Here is a 20,668-nt window from a genome sequence, read left to right as displayed (position 1 = left end):
TCGCTCCTCAGCCGGCGGACTGCGGCCCGGGTGCAACCCGGTGGGCGTCGCCTCCGCACTGCTTGGCGCCGTACATCGCCGCATCGGCACGCCGAAGGAGGTCATCCCAATCGGCGCCGATCTCGGGCGAGTGCGCGATGCCGATGCTCGGCGTCACGGCCACCGAGGTGCCCGCCAGATCGCACGGCCGGCCCAGCGCCAGGCGGATCTTCTCGGCAACGGCCAACGCGTCATCGGACGCATGAAGGCCCGTGAGCAGCACCACGAACTCATCGCCACCGAGGCGGCCGACGATGTCGGCCTCGCGCACACAAGCCCGGAGGCGCCGGGCGACTTCCTGCAGCAAGGCGTCGCCGGCTGCATGCCCCAGGACGTCGTTGACCTGCTTGAAGCGGTCCAGGTCCACGAACAGCAGCGAGACGCGCGAACCATCGCGTCGCGCCCGGGCTGCAGCCTTCACGAGGTGCTCATGCAGCAAGCTGCGGTTGGGCAGGTCGGTCAGCGCATCGTGACCGGCCACGTGCTCCAGCCAGGCGTCCCGCTGCTTGCGCTCCATCGCCGCCGCCAGCTGCAAGGCGACAAAGCGCAGCAGCTCCAGCTCATCGAGCGCCACATCGCTGGCGCCCTGCATCCCGCGCACGACCATGAACCCGATGACCCCGCGCGCGGTGGACAACGGCAGCCCGGTCCAACCGGAGCCGGCCGGCCCTGTCAGCCCGGCATGCGACCAGCACGCCGGCCCGGTGCCGGCCATCACGTCGGCGCTGGCCGATCCGGAAGACAGCGGACCTGGCGCGGGCATGGGCGCGTGCGGGTCTGACCAGTGGCTGAAGGCGATGCTGTCGCTCGCCTTGTCGTGCAGTGCAACGCCGAACCCGCTGGCGTCCAGCAGTTCACGCAGCACCCCCTGCGTGCGGTCGAACAGTGAAGCGAGGTTGTCGGCCGACTGGGCCGCATCGGACATGGCGTACAGCGCCGCACGCATGGCCTCGGATCGCCGACGCTCGGTCACGTCGCGCGCCACCGCCACCCGAACCCCTTCCTCTGCCGACCACCGCGCCGACCACATGATGTGGACCACCGACCCGTTCTTGCGCACATAGCGGTTCTCGAAGTGCGGCTGCGGGTGGCCCGCCACGATCGCGTCCACGGCGGCCAGGGTGCGCGGGCGGTCGGCCGGGTGCACGAAGTCGATCATCGGGCGCCCCAGCATCTCCCCGACCGGGTAGCCGAAGATCCGCTCGCCCGCACCGCTGATGCCGAGGAAGCGACCGTCCACATCGACGATGCAGATGGCATCGAGCAGCAGGTCGAGGACCTTGGCAAGGCGCTCGGGGCCGAAGGAATCCATGGAGAACCGGGCTGGGATGGAGGACACGGCCATTGTCACCCCTGGCGCCCGACGCGTGGGTAGACTTCTCCGTGGGCATCGCCTCGGCAGTCCGGCCGCCGAGTGCCACCTCAGCCCGACCTGCTTCCCCGCGCGATCCACCCGACGACGACACCATCGCCATGCCCAGCGCCCGCCTGACCGACCCGCAAGCCAATCGTCTCCTGGCAGACCTGTGCCTGGTCGCCCCCATCCTGCACGACACGGTACAGGCGGTGCGAACGCTGGTGATGCGCCTGGCACCGGGGGCCACGGAAACCGTCAAGTACGGTGGCCTCCTCTTTCAAGCGCCAGGGCCCTTTTGCGGCGTGTTCGCCTACCGCCAGCACGTGTCGCTCGAGTTCAGCCAGGGCCACGCCTTGCGGGATGTCGATGGCGTCCTGCAGGGCACGGGCCGGCTGAGGCGACACATCAAGCTGGCGACGCCTGCCGACGTCGATGCGCCGCATGTCGCCGACTTCATCCGGCAGGCAGCGGCGCTGGCGCGGACGTGATGCGGAGGAAGGTCGCGTCCCACCGAACGTCCGGCATCCACGTCAGCAACCTTCAGCGCAGCCCCGCCTTGTCCAGGCCGAAGGCGGCATCGAGCGAGCCCGGCACGGTGCGGAACGCATTGCCCGCCCGATTCCATGCATTGATGGCCATGATGACGAAGGTGAGGTCGGCCAGCGCCTTCTCGGGCAACTCGGCGCGTACCCGCTCATAGAGATCGTCCGGGACACCGTGGGCCGGGATGTGGGTGAGCGCCTCGGTCCACTCAAGGGCGGCCCGCTCGCGAGACGAGAACAGCGGCGACTCGCGCCAGATGGCCAGGTGGTGCAGGCGCAAGGGCCGCTCGCCGTGGATCGTCGCCTGCTTGATGTGCATGTCCACGCACAAGGCGCATCCGTTCATCTGCGAGGCGCGGATTTCCACCAAGTGGCGCAGGGTGGCGTCGATGCTGCTGCTGCCGAGCGCGGCGCTGAAGGCCGAGAATTTCTGGAACAGTTCGGGCGATTGCTGGGCGTAGTTGATGCGTTGCGTCATGGTCAGTTCGCTTTCATTCAAGGTGAGGGACACACCCTGAAGACGTGCGAGACCGCGCGCTTGTGACAAGCCGCTCAGGATTTCCTGAGTGCGACGGCCAGCCGCGCCAGCTTGTCGGGGTTGCGCTGCACATGGATGCGCACGATGCGCTCGCCGTCCGTCTCGACGGATTGGGCGGATTCGATCTCGCCGCCGATGAAGCGCAGCAGCCCCCACTCGCCGTTGATCACCGCCAGCCGCACCGTCAGGTCGCGGCCGAAGCGACGAACCGAGGCGAAGTAGAGCTGCGCGATGCGCTGGCCGCCCACCAGGACCTTGCCGAAGCTTGGCACCTTGCCGCCACCGTCCCCGATCAGCGCCGCGTCGTCGGCCAGCAGGGACTTGAGCGAGGCGACGCTGCCGTCGGCCACCGCGGCCGCGAACCGCTGCATCAGGCGCCAATGCACCTGCGGCGGCACGGCTTGACGAGGGCCGGGCTCGCGCAGCTGCGCTCGCGCACGGCTCACCAGTTGCCGGCAGGCCGCCTCGCTCTTGCCGAGCGTGGCGGCCACTTCCGCGTAGTCCGCATCCAGCACCTCCCGCATCAGGAAGGCCGCGCGCGCCTCGGGCGTGAGGCGCTCGAGCAAGGTGAGGAACGCCACCGAGAGTTCTCCGGCCCGCTCCAGGATCTGCTCGGGCGAAGCCGGTGCCTCGCCGAGCTGCGGTTCAGGCAGCCAGAAGCCCACGTACTTCTCGCGCTCCACCTTGGCTGCGCGCAGCCGGTCGATCGCAATGCGGGTCGTCACGCTGACGAGCCAGGCCTCGGGGTTCTCGATGGACGGCCGGTCGGCCTCGTGCCAGCGCAGCCAGGCATCCTGCACCACCTCCTCCGCCTCGGCCGCGGTGCCGAGCATGCGGTAGGCGATGCCCTGCAGGCGAGGACGGAGGGTGTCGAAAGCGATGATGGCGGCGTTCATGGCAGGCAGGAGGCTAACGGATGCTCAGGGGCGATGCACGGGCGATGACCGATGGGGCCATGGGAGGCTCATCACCGGCTCCTCGTCCGGCTTCGGCCTCGACACCGCCAGACAATTGCTGGCGCATCGTCGCCACCATGCTCCAGCCCTCGATCGGGCTGCTACCCCATCGAAAGGCTTACGGCTCCTGCCGCTCGACGTGCGCGATTACGGAGCATCCGCGACTGCACCGGTGCGGCCGGGCCGGTCGATGTCGTTGTGAACACCTAATGACCATCACCTCAAGCGTCACGCTGTTGCCCCTGCCTTGCGCTCTGCGCACACGGCGAGCAAGGCGGCCTTGAGTGCCCGACGGCAGCGCCTTCGGACTGATGCACCGCAGAAGCAGAACGGCCCGCGGCAGGAACTGACGCGGACGCTCAGGCATTGAAGTGGTCGACGGATCAGTCAAGTTGCGTCGACCTCGAGAAAGTGAATTCCGCTCATTTCTTTAACGACGGAACCCTGTTTACCTGTTGATGATTGCGACTCCGTAAACAACCGGGGGTGAGCGTTCAGACCTGTTAGGTCGTCTAGCTGAAGCGGGCTTACGTCGATTCCGCCCTCACTGCGATAGGCTTTAGTCCTCAACAGTTCAACACTGCATATGCGTAAGCGTGGAAAGCAACAACCAAGGCCATCGGCCGACACGGAACTTTCACCCACAGTTGAAGCAACTGTTCCCTCCTCGGACAAGTCTTACGAAAGAAGTTCGGATGGTGTTAAGACGGAGGACTTTATTCTCAAGTTGCTCTCGGGGGTTCTAGTTCCGGTGATCGTATCGGCAGTAACACTTCTGGCCGCAGCGTGGCAATTCAACGTAGCGAATGAGCGTACTGAACGCGCGCGATTCCTCGACGGCGCGTTGGTGACTGCGCAAGAAACTAGCGTCCTGCTCGGTGAGGGCTATAACGCATTGGAAAAGCTGCTCAACGCGACGGATTCTCAAGGATGGAAGGCCTTCTCGGAGGGAGCGTTCAGGGACTATATGAAGTTTCACAGGGACTGGCGTCAGCAGGCCATATCACAGCACTTCAAGCTGGCTCGCTATTTCGGAAGAGATCTTGCGGACCAAATCATACATATAGATGAGGTCGATTTGCGTCCCGTTGACAACCTTGGCTCGCCAAATCCATGTTCGCCCCCCGGAACCAAGGCCGACTTCGACATTGAAAAGATGAGCTTTCAAACGTGGTGCACGATCACCCGGATTCCGCTTTTGCAGGACGCGATTGACGACCGGCGAACGGCTCAGGCCGGCATGGAATTTTTTGAACTGATTCAGGCAAAGCGGGAACGAGAAGACTTCGCGAGGGAGCTCCTCACCCATTACGACAAGGTAATGGTCGGTTATCTACGCGAACTCAATAAGAGACTCACTCAACTGGGGCAGCCCCAAGTCGCGGTTTTATATCATCCCACAGGTGCCGGCGCTGGACGTCCTTGATCATCGCGCGCGCAATATTCTCTAGAGCACAGCATTACGCACCCATGCGGGTAGCCGCAGACCAAAGTCCTAGAGCCGGAACGTTCGAACCATTCCTTCAATCTTGCTCAGTATTTCATCCGGCTCACTGGGTGACGTACTGGGCGTTGGAGTTGCTACGATTCTTACAGGGCAGCGTACCGCGCTGCGACCACTTCAAACTCCGGAACGAGATCAAGAAGAAAAAGCCCGCGTTCCTAGGGAAACGCGGGCTTCAATGAACAAGGCAGAGAGGATTTCTGACTTAGAACGGAATGTCGTCGTCCATGTCGTCGAAGCCGGTGGACGACTTCGGGGACGGTGCGGGTGCCTGGCGCTGTGCGGCCGGGCGGGCGGCCGGGGCGCTGCGCTCGGGGGCGGCACTGCGCTCGCGGGGCGCGTAGCCGCCGCCACCTTCGTCGCCGCCGCCACCACCGCCTTCACGGCCGCCGAGGAGCTGCATGTTGTCGGCGATGATTTCGGTGGTGTACTTCTCGACGCCGTCTTTGTCCTGCCACTTGCGGGTCTTGAGGCGGCCCTCGACGTAGACCGAGCGGCCCTTCTTCAGATACTCGCCGGCGATCTCGGCCAGGCGGTCGTAGAAGACGACGCGGTGCCACTCGGTTTCTTCCATCTTCTCGCCGGAGGTCTTGTCCTTCCAGTTGCGCGAGGTGGCGACGGTGATGTTGCAGATGGCCGCGCCGTTGGCGGTGTAGCGCACTTCGGGGTCGCGGCCCAGGTTGCCGATGAGGATGACTTTGTTGATCGAGGCCATGGGCGTGTTCCTGGGCGTGAGGCAATCGGGAGAAGTGAGGACTGACCGGCGGGCGCCGGTGCTGCGGCTGCGCGGCACCGGGAAACCGGTGGGCAGGGCCTCCATTATGCCCAAGGGCGCGCCATCGACCCCGCCGAGTGGGCGCGTTTCCGCCCATGCGTCACGGGCACGTCCGGCACGCTGACTTACGCACCCACTTGTCCCGCCCCGGGACCACCCGGGAAGGTACGATGCGGCTCGGCCCTGCCCGCTCCACCCGATCGCCCCATGTCCGCTGTGCCCACCGCCTCTTCCCCCGCTGCCCTGCCGGCCGACCCCCAAGCCATCCTGCAGCAGGTGTTCGGCTACGCCGCGTTCCGCAGCCAGCAGCAGGACATCGTGGCCCATGTCACGGCCGGTGGCGACGCCCTCGTGCTGATGCCCACGGGCGGCGGCAAGAGCCTGTGCTACCAGGTGCCCGCCATCGCCCGCCACCGCGGCGGCCATGGCGTGGCGCTGGTGGTCAGCCCGCTGATCGCCCTCATGCACGACCAGGTCGGCGCGCTCGAGGAAGCCGGGGTGCACGCGGCCTTCCTCAACTCCTCGCTCACCTCGGAAGACGCCCAACGCATCGAGCGCGAGATGATGAGCGGGCGGCTGGTGATGCTCTATGCCGCGCCGGAGCGCATTGCCACCCCGCGCTTCCTCGGGCAGCTCGACTCGCTGTACGAGCGCGGGCTGCTGAGCCTGTTCGCCATCGACGAGGCGCACTGCGTGAGCCAGTGGGGGCACGACTTCCGCGAAGACTACCTTTCACTGAACGTGCTGCACGAGCGCTATCCGCACGTGCCGCGCATCGCCCTCACCGCCACGGCCGACGACCTGACCCGTGCCGACATGATCGAGCGGCTGCAGCTCGACGAGGCCCGCGTCTTCATCAGCAGCTTCGACCGCCCCAATATCCGCTACAGCATCGTCGAGAAGGACAACGCGCGCGCGCAGCTGCTGCGCTTCATCGGCGACGAGCACGAGGGCGACGCCGGCATCGTGTACTGCCAGTCTCGCAAGAAGGTCGACGAGACCGCCGCCTGGCTCGTGGGCGAGGGACTCAACGCACTGCCGTACCACGCCGGCCTCGATGCCGCGGTGCGCAAGCAGAACCAGGACCGCTTCCTGCGCGAGGACGGCATCGTGATGGTGGCCACCGTGGCCTTCGGCATGGGCATCGACAAGCCCGACGTGCGCTTCGTGGCCCACCTCGATCTGCCGAAGAACATCGAGGGCTACTACCAGGAGACGGGCCGCGCCGGCCGCGATGGCGCCCCGGCCGACGCCTGGATGGCCTACGGCTTGGCCGACGTCGTGAACCAGCGGCGCATGATCGACGAGAGTCCGGCCGGCGAGGAATTCAAGCGCGGCCAGCGCGGCAAGCTCGACGCGCTGCTGGCGTTGGCCGAGGCCCACGGCTGCCGGCGGGTGCGCCTGCTCGACTACTTCGGCGAATCGAGCCAGCCTTGCGGCAACTGCGACAACTGCCTGAACCCGCCCGCCACGTGGGACGCCACCGAGGCGGCACGCAAGGCCCTCAGCTGCATCTACCGCTTCCACCAGAACGGCGGCCAGCGCTTCGGCGCCGGCCACCTGATCGACGTGCTGCGCGGCAAGGTGACCGACAAGGTCACCCAGTACCGGCACGAGACCCTGTCGACCTTCGGCATCGGCGCCGACATCGCCGAGACGCAATGGCGCGCCGTGCTGCGACAGTTGATCGCCCTCGGCCATGTGCGCAGCGAGGGCGAGTACAACACCCTCGAGCTCACCGGCAGCGCCCGCGAGGTGCTGCGCGGCGAAGTCCAGCTGCTGCTGCGGCGGCCGAGCGAGGTGCAGCGGCGTGGCAAATCCGGTCGGGGCAGCGGCGCCGGCGGCGGGCGCGAGCGGCCGCCACCCATCGCGCTCGACGACGCGGCCCTCGGCCGCTTCACCGCGCTCAAGGCCTGGCGCGCCGAAGTTGCCCGCGAGCACAACCTGCCGGCGTATGTCGTGTTCCACGACGCAACGCTGGCCGAGATGGCGCGCGAGTTGCCCGGGACACTGGACGCGCTCGGCGAAATCAGCGGCGTGGGCGCGAAGAAGCTCGACGCCTACGGCCGCGACATTCTGCGGGTGCTCGGCGGCTGAGCCCGGGCGTCGCGGTCAACGCGGTCCAGCGCAGACCCCGAACGGCCGCATGGAGGCCCGAACGTGCTCCAGGCATGGCGGCACGCTCGGCACGGTTGCGCCGTTGCCCGAGCAGCCTCGCTCACGTTGGGCCGCTCGATGCGCCCGACTGCGCAGCAGGGCGCAACGACCGAAGCGCGCTTTGGTCGGAACTGTCCGACAGCCGATCCGCCCATCCACCGGTACCGGGCGCCGGGCGCCTGCACCACACTGGCCACTCGGCTTCGCATTCGGCGCGTGGCCGTCCCATAGACCACGAAAGGACTTGCCATGACCACCACCAACTCGTTGCAGAACACCAAGTCGAACCTGGCGGACCGCGTTGCGCTCTCGGCTGATTCGGCCATCCATTCGACGCAGTACGCGGCCAACAAGGCTTTCGACCGCCTCTCCGGCGGCGTCGAATCGCTGCGCGGGCGTGCCGGTCCCCTGATGGACAAGGTGTCGGCCAAGGCCGAGACGGGCAAGCACTACATCGAGGAGCAGCCGATGAAGTCGCTGCTGATCGCTGCCGGCACCGGCGCCGTGCTCGCGATGCTGCTGAGCTGGATGGGCCGCTCGCGCCGCGGTCTCTGAGCCTCACGTGCTCCGGCCGCCGCAAGCGGTGGCCGATCAGCCCGCCTCCGGCAAGATATCGCCGGGGCGGGCATGATGTCTTTCCGTCGCATTCGCAGCCCCACGAGATCCGCCATGTCCACCGATTCCCATTCCTCGCCCCGAGACGGAGACGGCTCCCAGCCCGCGCTGCGGGTCTACCTGGTCGAGGACAGCTCGATCATCCGCCACAACCTCGTCGAGGCGCTGCAGGAAACGCTGCCGCTGGAAGTGGTGGGCGCCGCCAGCAGCGAAGCCGAGGCCCAGGCGTGGCTGGCGAATCCACCTTGCGCGTATGACCTGGTGGTGATCGACATCTTCCTGCACTCGGGCTCCGGCCTGGGCGTTCTGGCCCAGCGACTGCCGCTCGATGCACCGGGCCGCTGGGTGGTGCTCAGCAATCACGCCACGCCCGAGATGCGCCGCAAGTGCACCGAGCTCGGCGCCGATGCGGTGTTCGACAAGAGCAACGAGATCGAAGCCTTGCTGCTCTATTGCAAGCGCCTGGCCGGCATGGACGCCATCGACGACGTCCGCAACAGCCTGCACGCCGCACTCTGATCCTGCCACCGGGCCACCCTCACGGGAATGACGCGCCCGCCGGCGACAGGGGCGGCAACCACAGTTCGATGACGCCTGGCCGCCGTCCTCCAAGGGTGGACGGCAGGTCGCGTACCCACACCTGACCCGGTCGTTCATCGACCACCCACGGGCTCCGCACGTAGGCCGCCAACGCATCGGCGCAACCCCGACTCGCCGGGTCGTGCAGGACGAAGGTGGCTTGCGCCCAGGGCACCGGTCGACGCTGCTGGCGGAGTTCGGCCGTTCGGGTCACGTTCTCGATCGGCGCGATGAGCATCGATCCGGCGCTGGCCCGCCGCAGTCGACGGGCCAATTCGGACGCTGCAGTGCGCGAGGCCTCGTCGTGCACCTGGATGTACAGCGTCGTGAAGCCGCCGGCGCGCTGGCACGCGGCGGCCAGCGTCATCGCGGGCGACGGCGTGGCAGACGTCGGGGTCTCTGACGGCGCGCCGGCCGACGCCGCCGCGTCGGTCGACTCCGGCCGGGGCGGCACCGCGATCGGGGCGGTCTCGTCGTTCAACTCGAGCCCGGTGCGGGACCAGGCTGCGGCGAGGTTGCGCCACACCTCCTGCGCGGCCTGACCCTGCTCGGCCGGGGACACCCCGGGGTGCCAGTAGTTGAGCGCGGTATTCTCGGTCGGCGGCTTGAGCACGAGCGCGCAAAGGTCGTTGAACGCCCGATCACGGGGCGCGGGGCACATCGTCGCAGCCGCCGTCGGCTTGGCACATTCATCGGCCATGCGGGTGGCGAGCCGCTCCAGGCCGGCATGCTCGAGCGGGCGCATCGCCGGGCTGCCTCGCAGGTCCAGCAGCAGCGACACCTGGCTGACCAGCACCTCCGGCACCTGGGGGCACGCACCGTCAACGGCCTGCAGACCGCGGGACACTTCCCCGAAGAGCTCCCGCGCTTCAGCCTGCTGATCGGCGCGGTTGCGCTCGATCGCTTCCTGCACCTGCCACACCGAGAGCAGCAAGGTTCCCGAAGCCCCGAGCCCGAGCGTCGTGCCCAGCGCGGTGGCGCGGGCGGTCCGCCGCCACATCGGTTCCTTGGCAATGGCCTGCGCCACGGCGGCGGCGGCGAGCGGAGCGGCCTGCTGAACCGCATGGCGTGCCGGGCTGCGCCACCCCGGAAGGCGGGCGAGCCAGTCGTCGGACAGGGCACGACCGAAGTCTTCGCCAAGGCGGTGATAGCTCTCCCATTGCGCCTCGTCGAACGACTGGTCGCCGGTCGATTCATGCGGGAAGGCCGGATGCTGTCGCGCATAGGCGAGCAAGTCCACATCGAGTGATTCGTGCAGGCTCGGCTTGATGAGCAGCAGGGTGCCCTCCGGCCGGACCGGTCGTCCGTCCGTTCCGGCGCGCTCGCGGTAGCGGATGCGGGCCAGCAGCACGCCGCGGCGTGAATGGTTGTCCGCCATGTCCTCGGGCGACAGCACCGTGAGCGGGCCCCCATCGAGGCCGAACAGGTGTGCGGCTTCCTCGCCGGTGTAGAAGTCGATCTCGGCGCCGAAATCGATGCGCGCCTTGCGCACGAGGTTCTCGATGTCCGCGAAGTCATAGGCTTCGTCGCAACTGCCGTCGGACAACACGATGAAATCGAGTTCGCGCTTGAGCAGCGGATAGACGCCGGTGTTTTCGAAGTGGCCGCCATCGGACAGGTACCACCAGGGTCGTTCCGAGCCGAAGAAGGTGGCCGACGCTTCGCTCGCCAGCATGAGTGGCTTGGGGCAGAAACGCCATCCGAACCGGCTCAGCCATCGCAGCTGTACCCGTGGATGCGGAGCGCGCACCCAGTGGCCGAGGCGCACGCCGAGGAAGTACACCAGCAGGGCAAGGCCGCGCGACGTGTACGACCCGGCACCCGGTGACGACGCGGCGCCCGACACCGCCACCCACCGACCCAGGGTCCCGGCGTCGTCGCCGGTACGCAGCGCCATGAAGGCCGCGGGGCCGACCTCCAGACCGCGCCAGCTTGCGGTGACCGCGGCCCCCTTGCGGTCCGCGTTGTACAGGCCGCTGCGGTCGTCCCGCGTCTGGTTGAGGCAGGTGTTGACGAGATGGATCGGACCGCCCTGCGCTTCGGGCCGGTAGTGGCCGAGCGCCGTATCGTCGCCGTCGACAACCACCGTGACGTTGTCGGCAGCCCCCGGTGCATGGCCGTCCAGCGCGCGGCGGCGGTTGCCCACGGCCAGGTAGGCGCGGGTGAGGCGCGCGCGGTAGAAGCTGTGCAGCGAGGATGAGTTGGCCATCTGGCCGTTGCCGGCGGTCAGCAGCACCCACAGCGCCCAGACGATGCCGACCAGCGCAGCGCGCATCCACGCCGGCACCTGCCGGAAGACCGAGAGCGTCTCCGGCGCGAAGACGAACCACTGCAGCACCACGAGCCAGGCGGTCACCAGCGCCAGCAGGCCGACGTGACCCATGACGTTGAGCAGGCGCGGCAGTGCGGCATGAGCGTGCGCCCCGGCCTCCGCCGCCACCCGCTGCAGGGGCTGCGCCAGGGTCCGGAGGACCAGGACGACCAGCGATCCGAAGCCGAGCCCGCCCCAGAGCCAGCCGTTGCCGGATTGGAGTTCCTCGAGCACCCACCAGCTCGCCGCGTCGAGGGCCCCCAGGCCGGCGACGGCCAGGCACGCCAGTGCCACCACCCGCAACGCGCGAGTGAGCCGGTTGCGCACGCGCGCAACGAGCAGGGCGTGCGGTTCCCGTCCGATGGCCATCCACGACTGCACCAGCAGTTGCCCGGCCACACCGGAGGTGAGTGCGAACGCCACCACGCTGCTCCAGCCGAGGGCGTCTCGCCGGAGGTCGAGCCGCCCGCCTTGCCACAGGCGCTCGAGCAACACGAAGGCGAGTGCGCCGGTGACGGCCAGCACCGTCATGTCGCGCCACGGCAGGCCACCGCCGCGGGCGCCGGGGTCGGGGTTGTCGCGCGCGGCCCAGTACCCGGTGATGAGACCCGGGGCCGAGACCACCCACAGTCCGAGCGCCACCGGCCACCACGGCGTGACCCATCGAGACCAACCGCCCGGGCTCAGCCATTGGCTGCTGTGCTGCACCAGGTGCGGCAGGATCACCACCAGCCCGAGCAGCATGCAGGCGAACATGAATTCGGTGTGGATGGCCAGCCACGCCCGCAGGTAGGTCACCACCGCGATGCCCAGGTCGCGCGAGCCGGCGGGGGTGAGGTAGCGCCCGTTGCTGCGCAACCAGTGGAGCACCGGCGAATCGCTGCGCGCCATCAGCTGCTGGGCCGCCTGGATGCCGTAGGTGTCGACCAGCCGACCGAACATGGCACCGACATAGCCGCCGCCGGACACCGTGGACAGGTAGTCGAAGCGAGCCAGCAAGCCCTCGCGGGCGAGGCTGTCGGGTACGGCGGCGTCGTCCACCGCCGCAGCGGAACGGGCCTGCGCCAGGCCGCGCAACAGCCCCAGCGAGAAGGTGGCGCTGCGTACGCCTCCGCCCGACAGGGCCAGGCCGACACGGGGGAGCGCGGCCTCGCCGTCATCGCTTCCTGCAGCCACACCCCGGACGATGCGCCGACGCCGTGCGATGGCCTCGGCCTCGGCCGCGAAGAGCGATGCCGGGTCGTCGGGCAGCGGTGGTGCAGCGAAGGGGTCGGGAATCATGGGCGGGCGGAGAGCATGGCAAAGGCCGGCGGCGGAGGGCCGACTGTAGGCACCTCCGCCGCCGTTGTCACCCCCACGCTGGGCGCCCGCGTCGCGGCACAATGGGTCGACACTGCACCTGCCCGTTGACCGCCATGCGCCTTCACCTGCGACGCCCGTTGCTTCTCCTCGGCTGCTGCCTTGCGCTGGCGGCCGGCGGAGCATCCCGGGCGCAGGAGGCGCCAGCCACTCAAACCGCCCCGGAGCGCAGCCAGACGCAGTGCATCGATCGCCTGCCCGAGGCGGACCGCCCGGACGACCTGACGCCGCGGCTGCCCGAACTCGTCTACAGCTGCCTGGCGCTTGCTGACGGCACCCATGTGTGGATGGGAGAGACCGGGCGGCAACACGACGCGAGCGTGCTGCTGGTGCACGGCCTGGGCAACCTGGCCCATCGCGACTGGCGCACGGTGATCGGCCCCCTGGCCGGCCGGTTCCATGTGATGACGCTCGACCTCCCGGGCTTCGGCGCTTCGCCGGCACCGGGGCCGGGCCACACCTTTGCCCAGCTCGACCAGGTGCTGGAAGCGGTGGTCGCCGGCCATGCGCGCGGAGGCCGGGCGCATGTGGTGGGCCACTCCCTCGGCGCCGCCCTGAGCCTGCACTTCGCCCACCGCCACCCGGACCGGGTCGACCGACTCGTGCTCGTCGACGCGGCGGGACTGTTGCTGATGAACCTGTACACGCTGCCCAAGGCCCGCCTCACGCTGCCCCAGGTGGGCGTGCGGCCCGTGGACCGGGTGATGCGGAGCGTCGACTCCAACCTCAACCGGTTCGGACGCGCGGTGGTGGGGCGTTTCGACCACAACATGGACGTCGCGGGCTGGCTGCGCCGCAATCCCGGCGTGCGCGATGCGCTGTTCGGCCGCAACACCCAAGTGAGCGCGGCCCTGGGGCTGGCCGAGCATGACTTCGGGCCCGCGCTGCGCGAGATGCGCGCGCCCACCACGCTCATCTGGGGGCGCGACGACCCGGTGGCACCCTTGCGCATCGGCCGGTTGCTCGAGGCACGCCTGCACGATGCGCGCCTGCACGTCATCGACGACGCGGGTCACGCGCCCATGACGCAGCGGCCCGAGGCATTCGAGCCCCTGCTGTGGTCGGCGCTCACGGAACCGCTGCCGCCCCGCCAGCGCACCCCCGAGCCCACCGTGCGCCGGGGCGACGTCCGCTGCACGGCGCAGCTCGGCCCGCGCTACGCCGGCCGCTACGGCCACGTCCAACTCGAGAATTGCCACGGCGTGCACATCGCCGATGCGCGCATCGACCGCCTCACGCTTCGCAACGCGTCGGTGACGCTCGAGAACGTGTCGATCGTGAGCCAGGGCGTCGGCATCGACGCCCTGCGCAGCGACGTGCGCGCCACCGACCTGCGGGTGAATGCGGCCGTGGGCGTTCGCGCCAGCGGCAGCCTGCTCGACCTGGCCGCCACGCGCATCGTGGCGCGCGAACGCGCCCTCGAGCTGCCGAGACCGAGCTGGGTGTACTTCTCGGTGAGCGAGATCGACGCCCCTGACTACCAGGGGGATGCGCACCTGGCGTGGCCGGTGACGATGACACCCAGGCGCTGAGCGCCCTCACCCGTCATCACGGGTGGGGGTCAAGTCGCCAAGCGCGACGTCAAGGGCGAATGAGACATCCTGCCGTGTGCTTCCTCACGGCCATCGCGTTCGGCAAGCGCCCACCCCTCCTGCAATGACACGAGACGCCGACAACAAGGCATCAGCATTGCGGGTGGTGTGTCATGGTTCGTCGGTTCGATCGAGTGCGTGTGAGCGTGGGTTGTCTGCTGGCAGCCCTCTCGGCCGGCGCGTGGGGTGCGGGCCCGGCGAGCGGCAAGGACACGCTCGGCCTGCACCTGTTCAGCCAGCACCTGCCGGCCGCCAACTACAACAACGTGAATCCCGGCATCTACTACCGCCTGGCCGAGGGACCCGTGGCCGGCATCTACCGCAACTCGGTGCGCCGGACCAGCATCTACGGCGGCTACACCTGGCAGTACGACCGCTTCGATCTGACCGTCGGCGCGGTCACCGGCTATTCACAGGGCGTCCAACCCTTGTTGGTGCCGTCGATGGCGCTCTTCACCTACCGTGGCGTGACGACGCGGCTGGCCTTCATTCCCCGGGTGGAGAAGCGCATTCAGTCGCACGTGCTGCACATCGTGGCCGAACTCTGACGCACTCGCGCGACGTCAAGCCGCGCGTCCGGGATCTTCGAACGCGTCGCGCGCCTGCCTGCGCGCAAGGCCCCTGCCCACCAGGGGCAGCGCCACCGCGAGCAGCAGCGCCAGGCCGGGCTCGGGGACGGGCGTGGAGAAATGGACCAGCGCGGCACGCCCCTGGCCGTTCAGGGAGCCGAAGATGGTCGCGTAGCCGGCGTCGTTGAAGCGACCGACCTGCACGATGCGCCAGGCTGCGGCGTCCTCCGCGTCCAACAGCGCATTGGCGTCGACGAACCCGAAACGGTCGTGGTACAGGAACGCGGAGCTCGGGCCACTCAGGTCGTCGGGGTAGTAGAACCCCGTGATGAGCCCGTCGTTGCTGATCGTGGAAGCCGCGACGATCCAGCCGGTGGCGTCGAAGCTGCCGAGGTCCAGCGGTGCCATCACGCCGCCGGCCAGCGCACGGAACGGCAACGTGCCGGGGACATTGCCAGGCAGCCAGGAATAGCCCACCACATCGCCGGCGTCGTTCAGGTCATTCGCATAGCTGTTGCTGCCGCCCAGCGTGCCGAGGTCGGTCAGGTTGCCCTGGGCGTCGCTGCGGGCCGCATGGCCGACGCTGTAGTCAGAGGGGTCGGGCAACGCGATGCCAGCCGTCGCTCCGGCGTTGTTGAGGCTACCCCCGCCGTTGAGTGACAGCGGCAGCGGCATCTCGCCCTGACCGGGTGTGTAGAGGAAGCTGCCACCATGGTGACGGAGCGCCACCTGTCCGGCTTCGTTGATGCGCAACGCGGCGCCCGAGGCGCCCGGCTCCCCGCTGCTGAGGAACTCCACACCCGTCGCCGACGCATATTGGAACGCGCGGCCGTCCCACTCTCCGACCACCTGGCCGCGGTCATTGATGTCGAACAGCGAGAGCGACGCGGTCGGGGCCGCACCCACCAGCGTGCCGAAGTCCTGCACGCCGGTAGAGGGGCTGTACAGGAAGGGGCGGGTCATGAAGCCATCCTGGGCCCATCCGATCCCGGCGCCGTGGTTGTTGATGTCGACGAGCGTCGACGATTCGGCATCGCTGATGCCGCTCAGGTCCACGATGGAGAGGCGAGGCGGGGCCGCCACCGCAGCCCCGCACAAGGCGCCGGCCAGACAGGCGAGCGTGAGACAGGAGCGCAGGATCTTCATGGCGGGCCTCCAGGGTCGGGTGACGCACGCTCAACATTAGGCGGTCCGACGACACAAGCCATCCCTAGAAGCATTCGCGGCATGCGACGCAACCGCAAGCGGCATCACGCCAGCCTGAACCGCTCAGCGCGGCACCGTGACCTCGCTGCGCAGCGGCGTCCAGATGAACGCGAACAGCACGCCGGCCGTGGTGCGCCTGGCGAACAGCGGGCTCTCGCGATTGGCCGCGCCGCCGTGGAAGCTGACGTTGCCGCTCACGCTCACCGCGGTGGTGGAGGACAGCCGGCGCGAGAGGCCGGCCCGCAGCATGCTGCCGAAGTAGCCCGAGCGGGCGTCGTAGGCCGGTCGCACCGTGGTCGCCTGTTCGGGCTCCACCTGGTAGTAGTAATCCTGAAGGTCCTCGCTGGCCCAGGTGACATGACCGGCCACCACCGCCTCGCTGGCCGCATCCGGCCAGCCGCGGCGCGTCCAGCGCAGTTCCTGTTCAACCACCATGCCCCGCCCGTTGGTGCGACGGCCGTCGGTGGAGATCACGCCACGCGCCTTCAGGTGGGCGCTGAACTGCTGGCCCGGCGACAGCGGGATCCGGTAGACGGCCTGGGGGCCGACCTCGAGCGTGTAGTCGAGGTCGGGCATGCCGGCGCGGGCGGCATTGGAGCGGGCGTTGAAACCTGCTGCGCCCGACAGGTCGAGTTCGAAGTGTTCCGTGTCGAAGATGCGCCCGCGCACGCCGTTGTCGTCGATGCGCAACCAGGGGCCGCGGTAGATCACGATGGGGGCGATGACCCCACGCCAGTCCCGCGTGCCCGCGGCCGGGTAATCGGGGCTGTTCGCGCCGAGCAAGGCCACGCCGGCCTCCCAGCGGGGCTTGCCCTCCGGCACGGGCAACTCCTGAGCCGCAGCGCCGGCGGACAGGGCGAAGGCGCTCACCAGGACGGGAACGAACGACCAGGCGTGCCACCCGGGCACCTGGCGCAAGGAGGGTGAGGGCGTCGACATGGGCGCCACCATACCCGATCCCGCACCGGGCGTGAACGGTTCAGCGCACCGTCAGGGAGACGATGGCGCTGTCGCCCACGTCCCCGTAGCTGTCGACCGCACGGGCGAACACATCGACGCGGCTGCGTCCGTCGTCCGGCACGACGAGGATGTTCTCGTAGGGGGGCGCACGGTCGATGCCGAGCAGCACCGGCCGGCTGCCATCGAAGCGGTAGAACTCCACCTGGTCGATGTAGCCCGTGTCGTCGGCCGCCGCGGCCACCAGCCGCACGGACTGCAGGGGAACGACGTCGTAGGCCGAGGCCACGAGCTCGACCGACGGCGGAAGGCCGTCGTCCCCCCATTCATAGCCGAGGTACACACCGCCGCCACAGCCGGCAAGGGCCAGGGCAGCCAGCAGGGGAAACGCGCGCCGCAACATGTCGCCATGCTACGCCCCTGCACGCCGCTTTGCACCCGGGGGGAGGGTGCCCCTGCTGACGCGGGTTGACAGGGTGCGCCGCTATCATCGTTTGTTTGACGCTGCCTTCCATGCCGCCTCGCCCTGCCCCTTCCGACGATCCTGCCGCCCGGCTCGAGGCGGCCCTGGAAACACCCGAAGCCTCCATCGAGGCGCCGACGATCCGCGTGCGCGGCGCGCGGACCCACAACCTCAAGAACATCGACCTCGACATCCCGCGCAACCAGCTGGTGGTGATCACCGGGTTGAGTGGCTCCGGAAAGTCCAGCCTTGCGTTCGACACCTTGTACGCCGAGGGCCAGCGGCGCTATGTCGAGAGCCTGAGCACCTATGCCCGTCAGTTCCTGCAACTGATGGACAAGCCCGACGTCGACGTCATCGAAGGGCTGAGCCCGGCGATCAGCATCGAGCAGAAGGCCACCTCGCACAACCCGCGATCGACGGTCGGCACCGTCACCGAGATCCACGACTACCTGCGCCTGCTCTACGCCCGCGCGGGCACACCCTATTGCCCGGTGCACCAGCAGCCGCTGGAGGCGCAGAGCGTGAGCCAGATGGTCGACACGGTGCTCGCGCTGCCTGCCGAGACCAAGCTCATGGTGCTCGCGCCCGTCGTGCGCGACCGCAAGGGCGAGTTCGGTGACCTCTTCGCGGACATGCAGACCCAGGGCTACGTGCGCTTCCGGGTGGACGGCCAGACGGTGGAGGCAGCCGACGTGCCGCGCCTCAAGAAGAGCGAGAAGCACGACATCGATGTCGTGATCGACCGCATCAAGGTGCAGCCGGGCCTGCAGCAGCGCCTGGCCGAAAGCTTCGAGGCAGCGCTGCGCATCGCCGAGGGCCGCGCCGTGGCCCTGGAGATGGACGGTGGCCGTGAACACCTCTTTTCCAGCAAGTTCGCCTGCCCGGTGTGCAACTACAGCCTGAGCGAGCTGGAACCGCGCCTGTTCTCGTTCAACTCGCCGGTCGGCGCCTGCCCCACCTGCGACGGCCTCGGCCAGGTCACCGCCTTCGACCCGGAGCGGGTGGTGGCGCACCCGTCGCTGAGCCTGGCCAGCGGCGCGGTGAAAGGCTGGGACCGTCGCAACGCCTACACGTTCTCGATGCTCGAGAGCGTGGCCCGCCACCACGGCTTCGACATCGACACGCCCTTCTTCCAGCTGCCGAAGAAGGCCCAGAAGGTGCTGCTGCAGGGCTCGGGCGAGGAAGAGATCGAGTTCGTCTACGAGGCCGAAGGGGCGAACGGCAAGGTGCGCAGCGTGCGACGCACGCACCCCTTCGAAGGCATCATTCCCAACCTGGAGCGCCGCTACCGCGAAACCGACTCGGCCGCCGTGCGGGAAGACCTGGCGCGCTACCAGGCCGCCCGCCCCTGCCCCGAGTGCGCGGGCGCGCGGCTGCGTCAGGAAGCCCGCCACGTGTACCTGTCGGGCGCGGACGGCTCGCGCGGGGAACCCATCTACGCGGTGGAGCACACGACGCTGCGCGAGTGCCTCGACTACTTCGGCCGCCTGGAGCTCAAGGGCGCCAAGGCGGGCATCGCCGACAAGGTCATCCGCGAGATCCGATCGCGTCTCAAGTTCCTCAACGACGTGGGCCTGAACTACCTCAGCCTCGACCGCAGCGCCGAGACCCTGAGCGGCGGGGAAGCGCAACGGATTCGCCTGGCCTCACAGATCGGCTCGGGGCTCACCGGCGTGATGTACGTGCTGGACGAACCGAGCATCGGCCTGCACCAGCGCGACAACGACCGCCTCATCGGGACGCTGCGCCATCTGCGCGACCTGGGCAACAGCGTGCTGGTGGTGGAGCACGATGAAGATGCCATCCGCGCGGCGGACCATGTGATCGACATGGGCCCGGGTGCCGGCGTGCATGGCGGGCAGGTGATCGCGCAGGGCACGGCGGCGGAAGTCGAGGCCAACCCGGCGTCGCTGACCGGTCGCTACCTGGGCCATGTGCTGCGCATCGCAGTTCCTGAGCATCGGCGTGAACCCGCCGGCGCATTGCGCATCGTCAACGCACGCGGGAACAACCTGAAGGGCGTCACCGTCGACCTGCCGGTCGGCGTAATGACCTGCGTGACGGGCGTCTCCGGTTCGGGCAAGAGCACGCTGGTGAACGACACGCTGTATGCGGCCGTGGCGCGCCACCTCTACAACAGTCACGCCGAGCCCGAGGCGCACGACAGCATCGAAGGACTGGACGCCTTCGACAAGGTCATCAACGTGGACCAGAGCCCGATCGGGCGCACCCCGCGCAGCAACCCGGCGACGTACACCGGGCTCTTCACCCCCATTCGGGAGCTGTTCGCCGAAGTGCCCACCGCCCGGGAACGGGGGTACGGCCCCGGCCGCTTCAGCTTCAACGTGGCCGGTGGCCGCTGCGAAGCCTGCCAGGGGGACGGCGTGCTCAAGGTGGAGATGCACTTCCTCCCGGACGTGTACGTGCCCTGCGATGTCTGCCACGGGCGGCGCTACAACCGCGAGACGCTGGAGGTGCTCTACAAGGGCAAGAACATCACCGAGGTGCTCGACATGACGGTGGAGGATGCGCACGGCTACTTCAGCGCGGTGCCGAACATCGCGCGCAAGCTGCAGACGCTGCTCGACGTGGGGCTGGGCTACATCCGCCTCGGGCAGAGTGCCACGACCCTGTCAGGCGGCGAAGCGCAACGGGTGAAGCTGGCGCAGGAGCTGAGCAAGCGCGACACCGGGCGCACGCTCTACATCCTGGACGAACCCACGACCGGGTTGCACTTCGCCGACATCGATCTGCTGCTCAAGGTGCTGCAGCAGCTGCGGGACGCCGGCAACACGCTGGTCGTCATCGAGCACAACCTGGACGTCATCAAGACGGCCGACTGGGTGATCGACATGGGACCCGAAGGCGGGGCAGGCGGCGGACGGGTGGTGGCGCAGGGCACGCCGGAACAAGTGGCTGCCGCACCGGACAGCGTGACCGGGCGCTACCTGCAGCCGTTGCTCACTGCCGCGCGCGGGCGCGCTCGGCGTCAGGCTCGCTGAACCAGTCGCCCTGCATCAAGGCGCAGACGTGCGGATGGATGAGCACGGAGGCGAGTCCGGCCAGCATGGCCAGCACGGCGACGATCACGAGGATGGAGACGAGAACGCTCAAGGCGGACTCCGATACTGCTGGTGGATGGGTGG

The 20,668-nt window shown here is 68.7% G+C and carries 17 protein-coding genes; 8 read left to right on the top strand and 9 right to left on the bottom strand.

Features of this window, described 5'->3' with window-relative positions:
• Positions 1-7: 7 nt before the first annotated feature.
• Positions 8-1,378 carry a diguanylate cyclase domain-containing protein gene (locus ACSQ2F_RS21530; protein WP_436026281.1) on the bottom strand — a complete coding sequence of 457 codons (1,371 nt, stop codon included), beginning with the start codon at positions 1,376-1,378 and terminating at the stop codon, positions 8-10.
• A 134-nt stretch (positions 1,379-1,512) separates the two neighbouring features.
• On the opposite strand from ACSQ2F_RS21530, the gene ACSQ2F_RS21525 reads away from it, so the two are divergent.
• Positions 1,513-1,884 carry a DUF1801 domain-containing protein gene (locus ACSQ2F_RS21525; RefSeq protein ID WP_436026280.1) on the top strand — a complete coding sequence of 124 codons (372 nt, stop codon included), beginning with the start codon at positions 1,513-1,515 and terminating at the stop codon, positions 1,882-1,884.
• Between the two features lie 52 nt (positions 1,885-1,936).
• Here the strand turns inward: ACSQ2F_RS21525 and ACSQ2F_RS21520 are convergent, their stop codons facing one another.
• Together ACSQ2F_RS21520 and ACSQ2F_RS21515 are read right to left on the bottom strand one after the other, a co-directional pair.
• On the bottom strand, positions 1,937-2,416 hold the full coding sequence (locus ACSQ2F_RS21520; RefSeq protein WP_436026279.1) for a carboxymuconolactone decarboxylase family protein: 480 nt from the start codon (positions 2,414-2,416) through the stop codon (positions 1,937-1,939).
• Positions 2,417-2,490: 74 nt separating this feature from the next.
• A complete protein-coding gene (locus ACSQ2F_RS21515; RefSeq protein WP_436026278.1) occupies positions 2,491-3,372 on the bottom strand; it encodes an RNA polymerase sigma-70 factor in 882 nt (293 codons plus the stop codon).
• Between the two features lie 646 nt (positions 3,373-4,018).
• Here ACSQ2F_RS21515 and ACSQ2F_RS21510 point away from each other — a divergent pair.
• On the top strand, positions 4,019-4,858 hold the full coding sequence (locus tag ACSQ2F_RS21510; protein WP_436026277.1) for a hypothetical protein: 840 nt from the start codon (positions 4,019-4,021) through the stop codon (positions 4,856-4,858).
• 283 nt (positions 4,859-5,141) lie between these two features.
• On the opposite strand, the gene ssb is transcribed toward ACSQ2F_RS21510, so the two are convergent.
• Positions 5,142-5,651 (bottom strand): single-stranded DNA-binding protein, encoded by a 510-nt coding sequence (gene ssb / locus ACSQ2F_RS21505; protein WP_436026276.1) that lies wholly within the window; start codon positions 5,649-5,651, stop codon positions 5,142-5,144.
• Positions 5,652-5,918: 267 nt separating this feature from the next.
• Here ssb and recQ point away from each other — a divergent pair, with 267 nt between their 5' ends.
• From recQ to ACSQ2F_RS21490, 3 genes are all read left to right on the top strand, one after another.
• Complete coding sequence (gene recQ, locus ACSQ2F_RS21500; protein ID WP_436026275.1) at positions 5,919-7,808, top strand: DNA helicase RecQ; 1,890 nt, start codon at positions 5,919-5,921, stop codon at positions 7,806-7,808.
• A 309-nt stretch (positions 7,809-8,117) separates the two neighbouring features.
• Positions 8,118-8,423: a hypothetical protein gene (locus tag ACSQ2F_RS21495; protein ID WP_436026274.1), complete on the top strand. Its 306-nt coding sequence runs from the start codon at positions 8,118-8,120 to the stop codon at positions 8,421-8,423.
• Positions 8,424-8,537: 114 nt separating this feature from the next.
• Positions 8,538-9,002, top strand: a complete 465-nt coding sequence (locus tag ACSQ2F_RS21490; protein WP_436026273.1) for a response regulator transcription factor — start codon at positions 8,538-8,540, stop codon at positions 9,000-9,002.
• A 19-nt stretch (positions 9,003-9,021) separates the two neighbouring features.
• Here ACSQ2F_RS21490 and ACSQ2F_RS21485 read toward each other — a convergent pair whose 3' ends face one another.
• The gene (locus ACSQ2F_RS21485; RefSeq protein ID WP_436026272.1) at positions 9,022-12,654 is read right to left on the bottom strand and encodes a hypothetical protein; all 3,633 of its coding nucleotides are present in this window, start codon (positions 12,652-12,654) and stop codon (positions 9,022-9,024) included.
• Between the two features lie 134 nt (positions 12,655-12,788).
• Between ACSQ2F_RS21485 and ACSQ2F_RS21480 the strand changes: the two genes are divergently transcribed.
• Positions 12,789-14,264 carry an alpha/beta fold hydrolase gene (locus ACSQ2F_RS21480; protein WP_436026271.1) on the top strand — a complete coding sequence of 492 codons (1,476 nt, stop codon included), beginning with the start codon at positions 12,789-12,791 and terminating at the stop codon, positions 14,262-14,264.
• A 173-nt stretch (positions 14,265-14,437) separates the two neighbouring features.
• The gene (locus ACSQ2F_RS21475; RefSeq protein WP_436026270.1) at positions 14,438-14,872 is read left to right on the top strand and encodes a hypothetical protein; all 435 of its coding nucleotides are present in this window, start codon (positions 14,438-14,440) and stop codon (positions 14,870-14,872) included.
• 15 nt (positions 14,873-14,887) lie between these two features.
• Here the strand turns inward: ACSQ2F_RS21475 and ACSQ2F_RS21470 are convergent, their stop codons facing one another.
• The 3 genes from ACSQ2F_RS21470 to ACSQ2F_RS21460 all read right to left on the bottom strand — a co-directional run bounded on the left by ACSQ2F_RS21470 (position 14,888) and on the right by ACSQ2F_RS21460 (position 17,459).
• On the bottom strand, positions 14,888-16,039 hold the full coding sequence (locus ACSQ2F_RS21470) for a hypothetical protein (RefSeq protein WP_436026269.1): 1,152 nt from the start codon (positions 16,037-16,039) through the stop codon (positions 14,888-14,890).
• 123 nt (positions 16,040-16,162) lie between these two features.
• On the bottom strand, positions 16,163-17,038 hold the full coding sequence (locus ACSQ2F_RS21465; RefSeq protein WP_436026268.1) for a MipA/OmpV family protein: 876 nt from the start codon (positions 17,036-17,038) through the stop codon (positions 16,163-16,165).
• A gap of 40 nt (positions 17,039-17,078) precedes the next feature.
• Positions 17,079-17,459: a hypothetical protein gene (locus ACSQ2F_RS21460; protein WP_436026267.1), complete on the bottom strand. Its 381-nt coding sequence runs from the start codon at positions 17,457-17,459 to the stop codon at positions 17,079-17,081.
• A gap of 110 nt (positions 17,460-17,569) precedes the next feature.
• Here ACSQ2F_RS21460 and uvrA point away from each other — a divergent pair, with 110 nt between their 5' ends.
• On the top strand, positions 17,570-20,524 hold the full coding sequence (gene uvrA, locus ACSQ2F_RS21455; RefSeq protein WP_436026266.1) for an excinuclease ABC subunit UvrA: 2,955 nt from the start codon (positions 17,570-17,572) through the stop codon (positions 20,522-20,524).
• Here the strand turns inward: uvrA and ACSQ2F_RS21450 are convergent.
• Complete coding sequence (locus ACSQ2F_RS21450) at positions 20,484-20,636, bottom strand: hypothetical protein (protein WP_436026265.1); 153 nt, start codon at positions 20,634-20,636, stop codon at positions 20,484-20,486. The two genes, uvrA and ACSQ2F_RS21450, sit on opposite strands and share 41 nt — an antisense overlap.
• Between the last annotated feature and the right edge of the window lie 32 nt (positions 20,637-20,668).

The organism is Rhizobacter sp. LjRoot28, assembly GCF_964253025.1.
Classification (GTDB): Bacteria; Pseudomonadota; Gammaproteobacteria; order Burkholderiales; family Burkholderiaceae_C; genus Rhizobacter.
The sequence above is the reverse complement of the archived record's forward strand: the minus strand, read 5'-3'. Positions and strand labels throughout refer to the sequence as shown.

Bases quoted from the DNA above. Each gene is read 5' to 3' on its own strand.
- ACSQ2F_RS21490 (WP_436026273.1), top strand. From the start codon at position 8,538: ATGTCCACCGATTCCCATTCCTCGCCCCGAGACGGAGACGGCTCCCAG.
- ssb (WP_436026276.1), bottom strand. From the start codon at position 5,651: ATGGCCTCGATCAACAAAGTCATCCTCATCGGCAACCTGGGCCGCGAC.
- ACSQ2F_RS21480 (WP_436026271.1), top strand. From the start codon at position 12,789: ATGCGCCTTCACCTGCGACGCCCGTTGCTTCTCCTCGGCTGCTGCCTT.
- ACSQ2F_RS21515 (WP_436026278.1), bottom strand. From the start codon at position 3,372: ATGAACGCCGCCATCATCGCTTTCGACACCCTCCGTCCTCGCCTGCAG.
- ACSQ2F_RS21520 (WP_436026279.1), bottom strand. From the start codon at position 2,416: ATGACGCAACGCATCAACTACGCCCAGCAATCGCCCGAACTGTTCCAG.
- ACSQ2F_RS21475 (WP_436026270.1), top strand. From the start codon at position 14,438: ATGGTTCGTCGGTTCGATCGAGTGCGTGTGAGCGTGGGTTGTCTGCTG.
- uvrA (WP_436026266.1), top strand. From the start codon at position 17,570: ATGCCGCCTCGCCCTGCCCCTTCCGACGATCCTGCCGCCCGGCTCGAG.
- ACSQ2F_RS21485 (WP_436026272.1), bottom strand. From the start codon at position 12,654: ATGATTCCCGACCCCTTCGCTGCACCACCGCTGCCCGACGACCCGGCA.
- ACSQ2F_RS21460 (WP_436026267.1), bottom strand. From the start codon at position 17,459: ATGTTGCGGCGCGCGTTTCCCCTGCTGGCTGCCCTGGCCCTTGCCGGC.
- ACSQ2F_RS21470 (WP_436026269.1), bottom strand. From the start codon at position 16,039: ATGAAGATCCTGCGCTCCTGTCTCACGCTCGCCTGTCTGGCCGGCGCC.
- ACSQ2F_RS21465 (WP_436026268.1), bottom strand. From the start codon at position 17,038: ATGTCGACGCCCTCACCCTCCTTGCGCCAGGTGCCCGGGTGGCACGCC.
- ACSQ2F_RS21495 (WP_436026274.1), top strand. From the start codon at position 8,118: ATGACCACCACCAACTCGTTGCAGAACACCAAGTCGAACCTGGCGGAC.
- ACSQ2F_RS21525 (WP_436026280.1), top strand. From the start codon at position 1,513: ATGCCCAGCGCCCGCCTGACCGACCCGCAAGCCAATCGTCTCCTGGCA.
- recQ (WP_436026275.1), top strand. From the start codon at position 5,919: ATGTCCGCTGTGCCCACCGCCTCTTCCCCCGCTGCCCTGCCGGCCGAC.
- ACSQ2F_RS21510 (WP_436026277.1), top strand. From the start codon at position 4,019: ATGCGTAAGCGTGGAAAGCAACAACCAAGGCCATCGGCCGACACGGAA.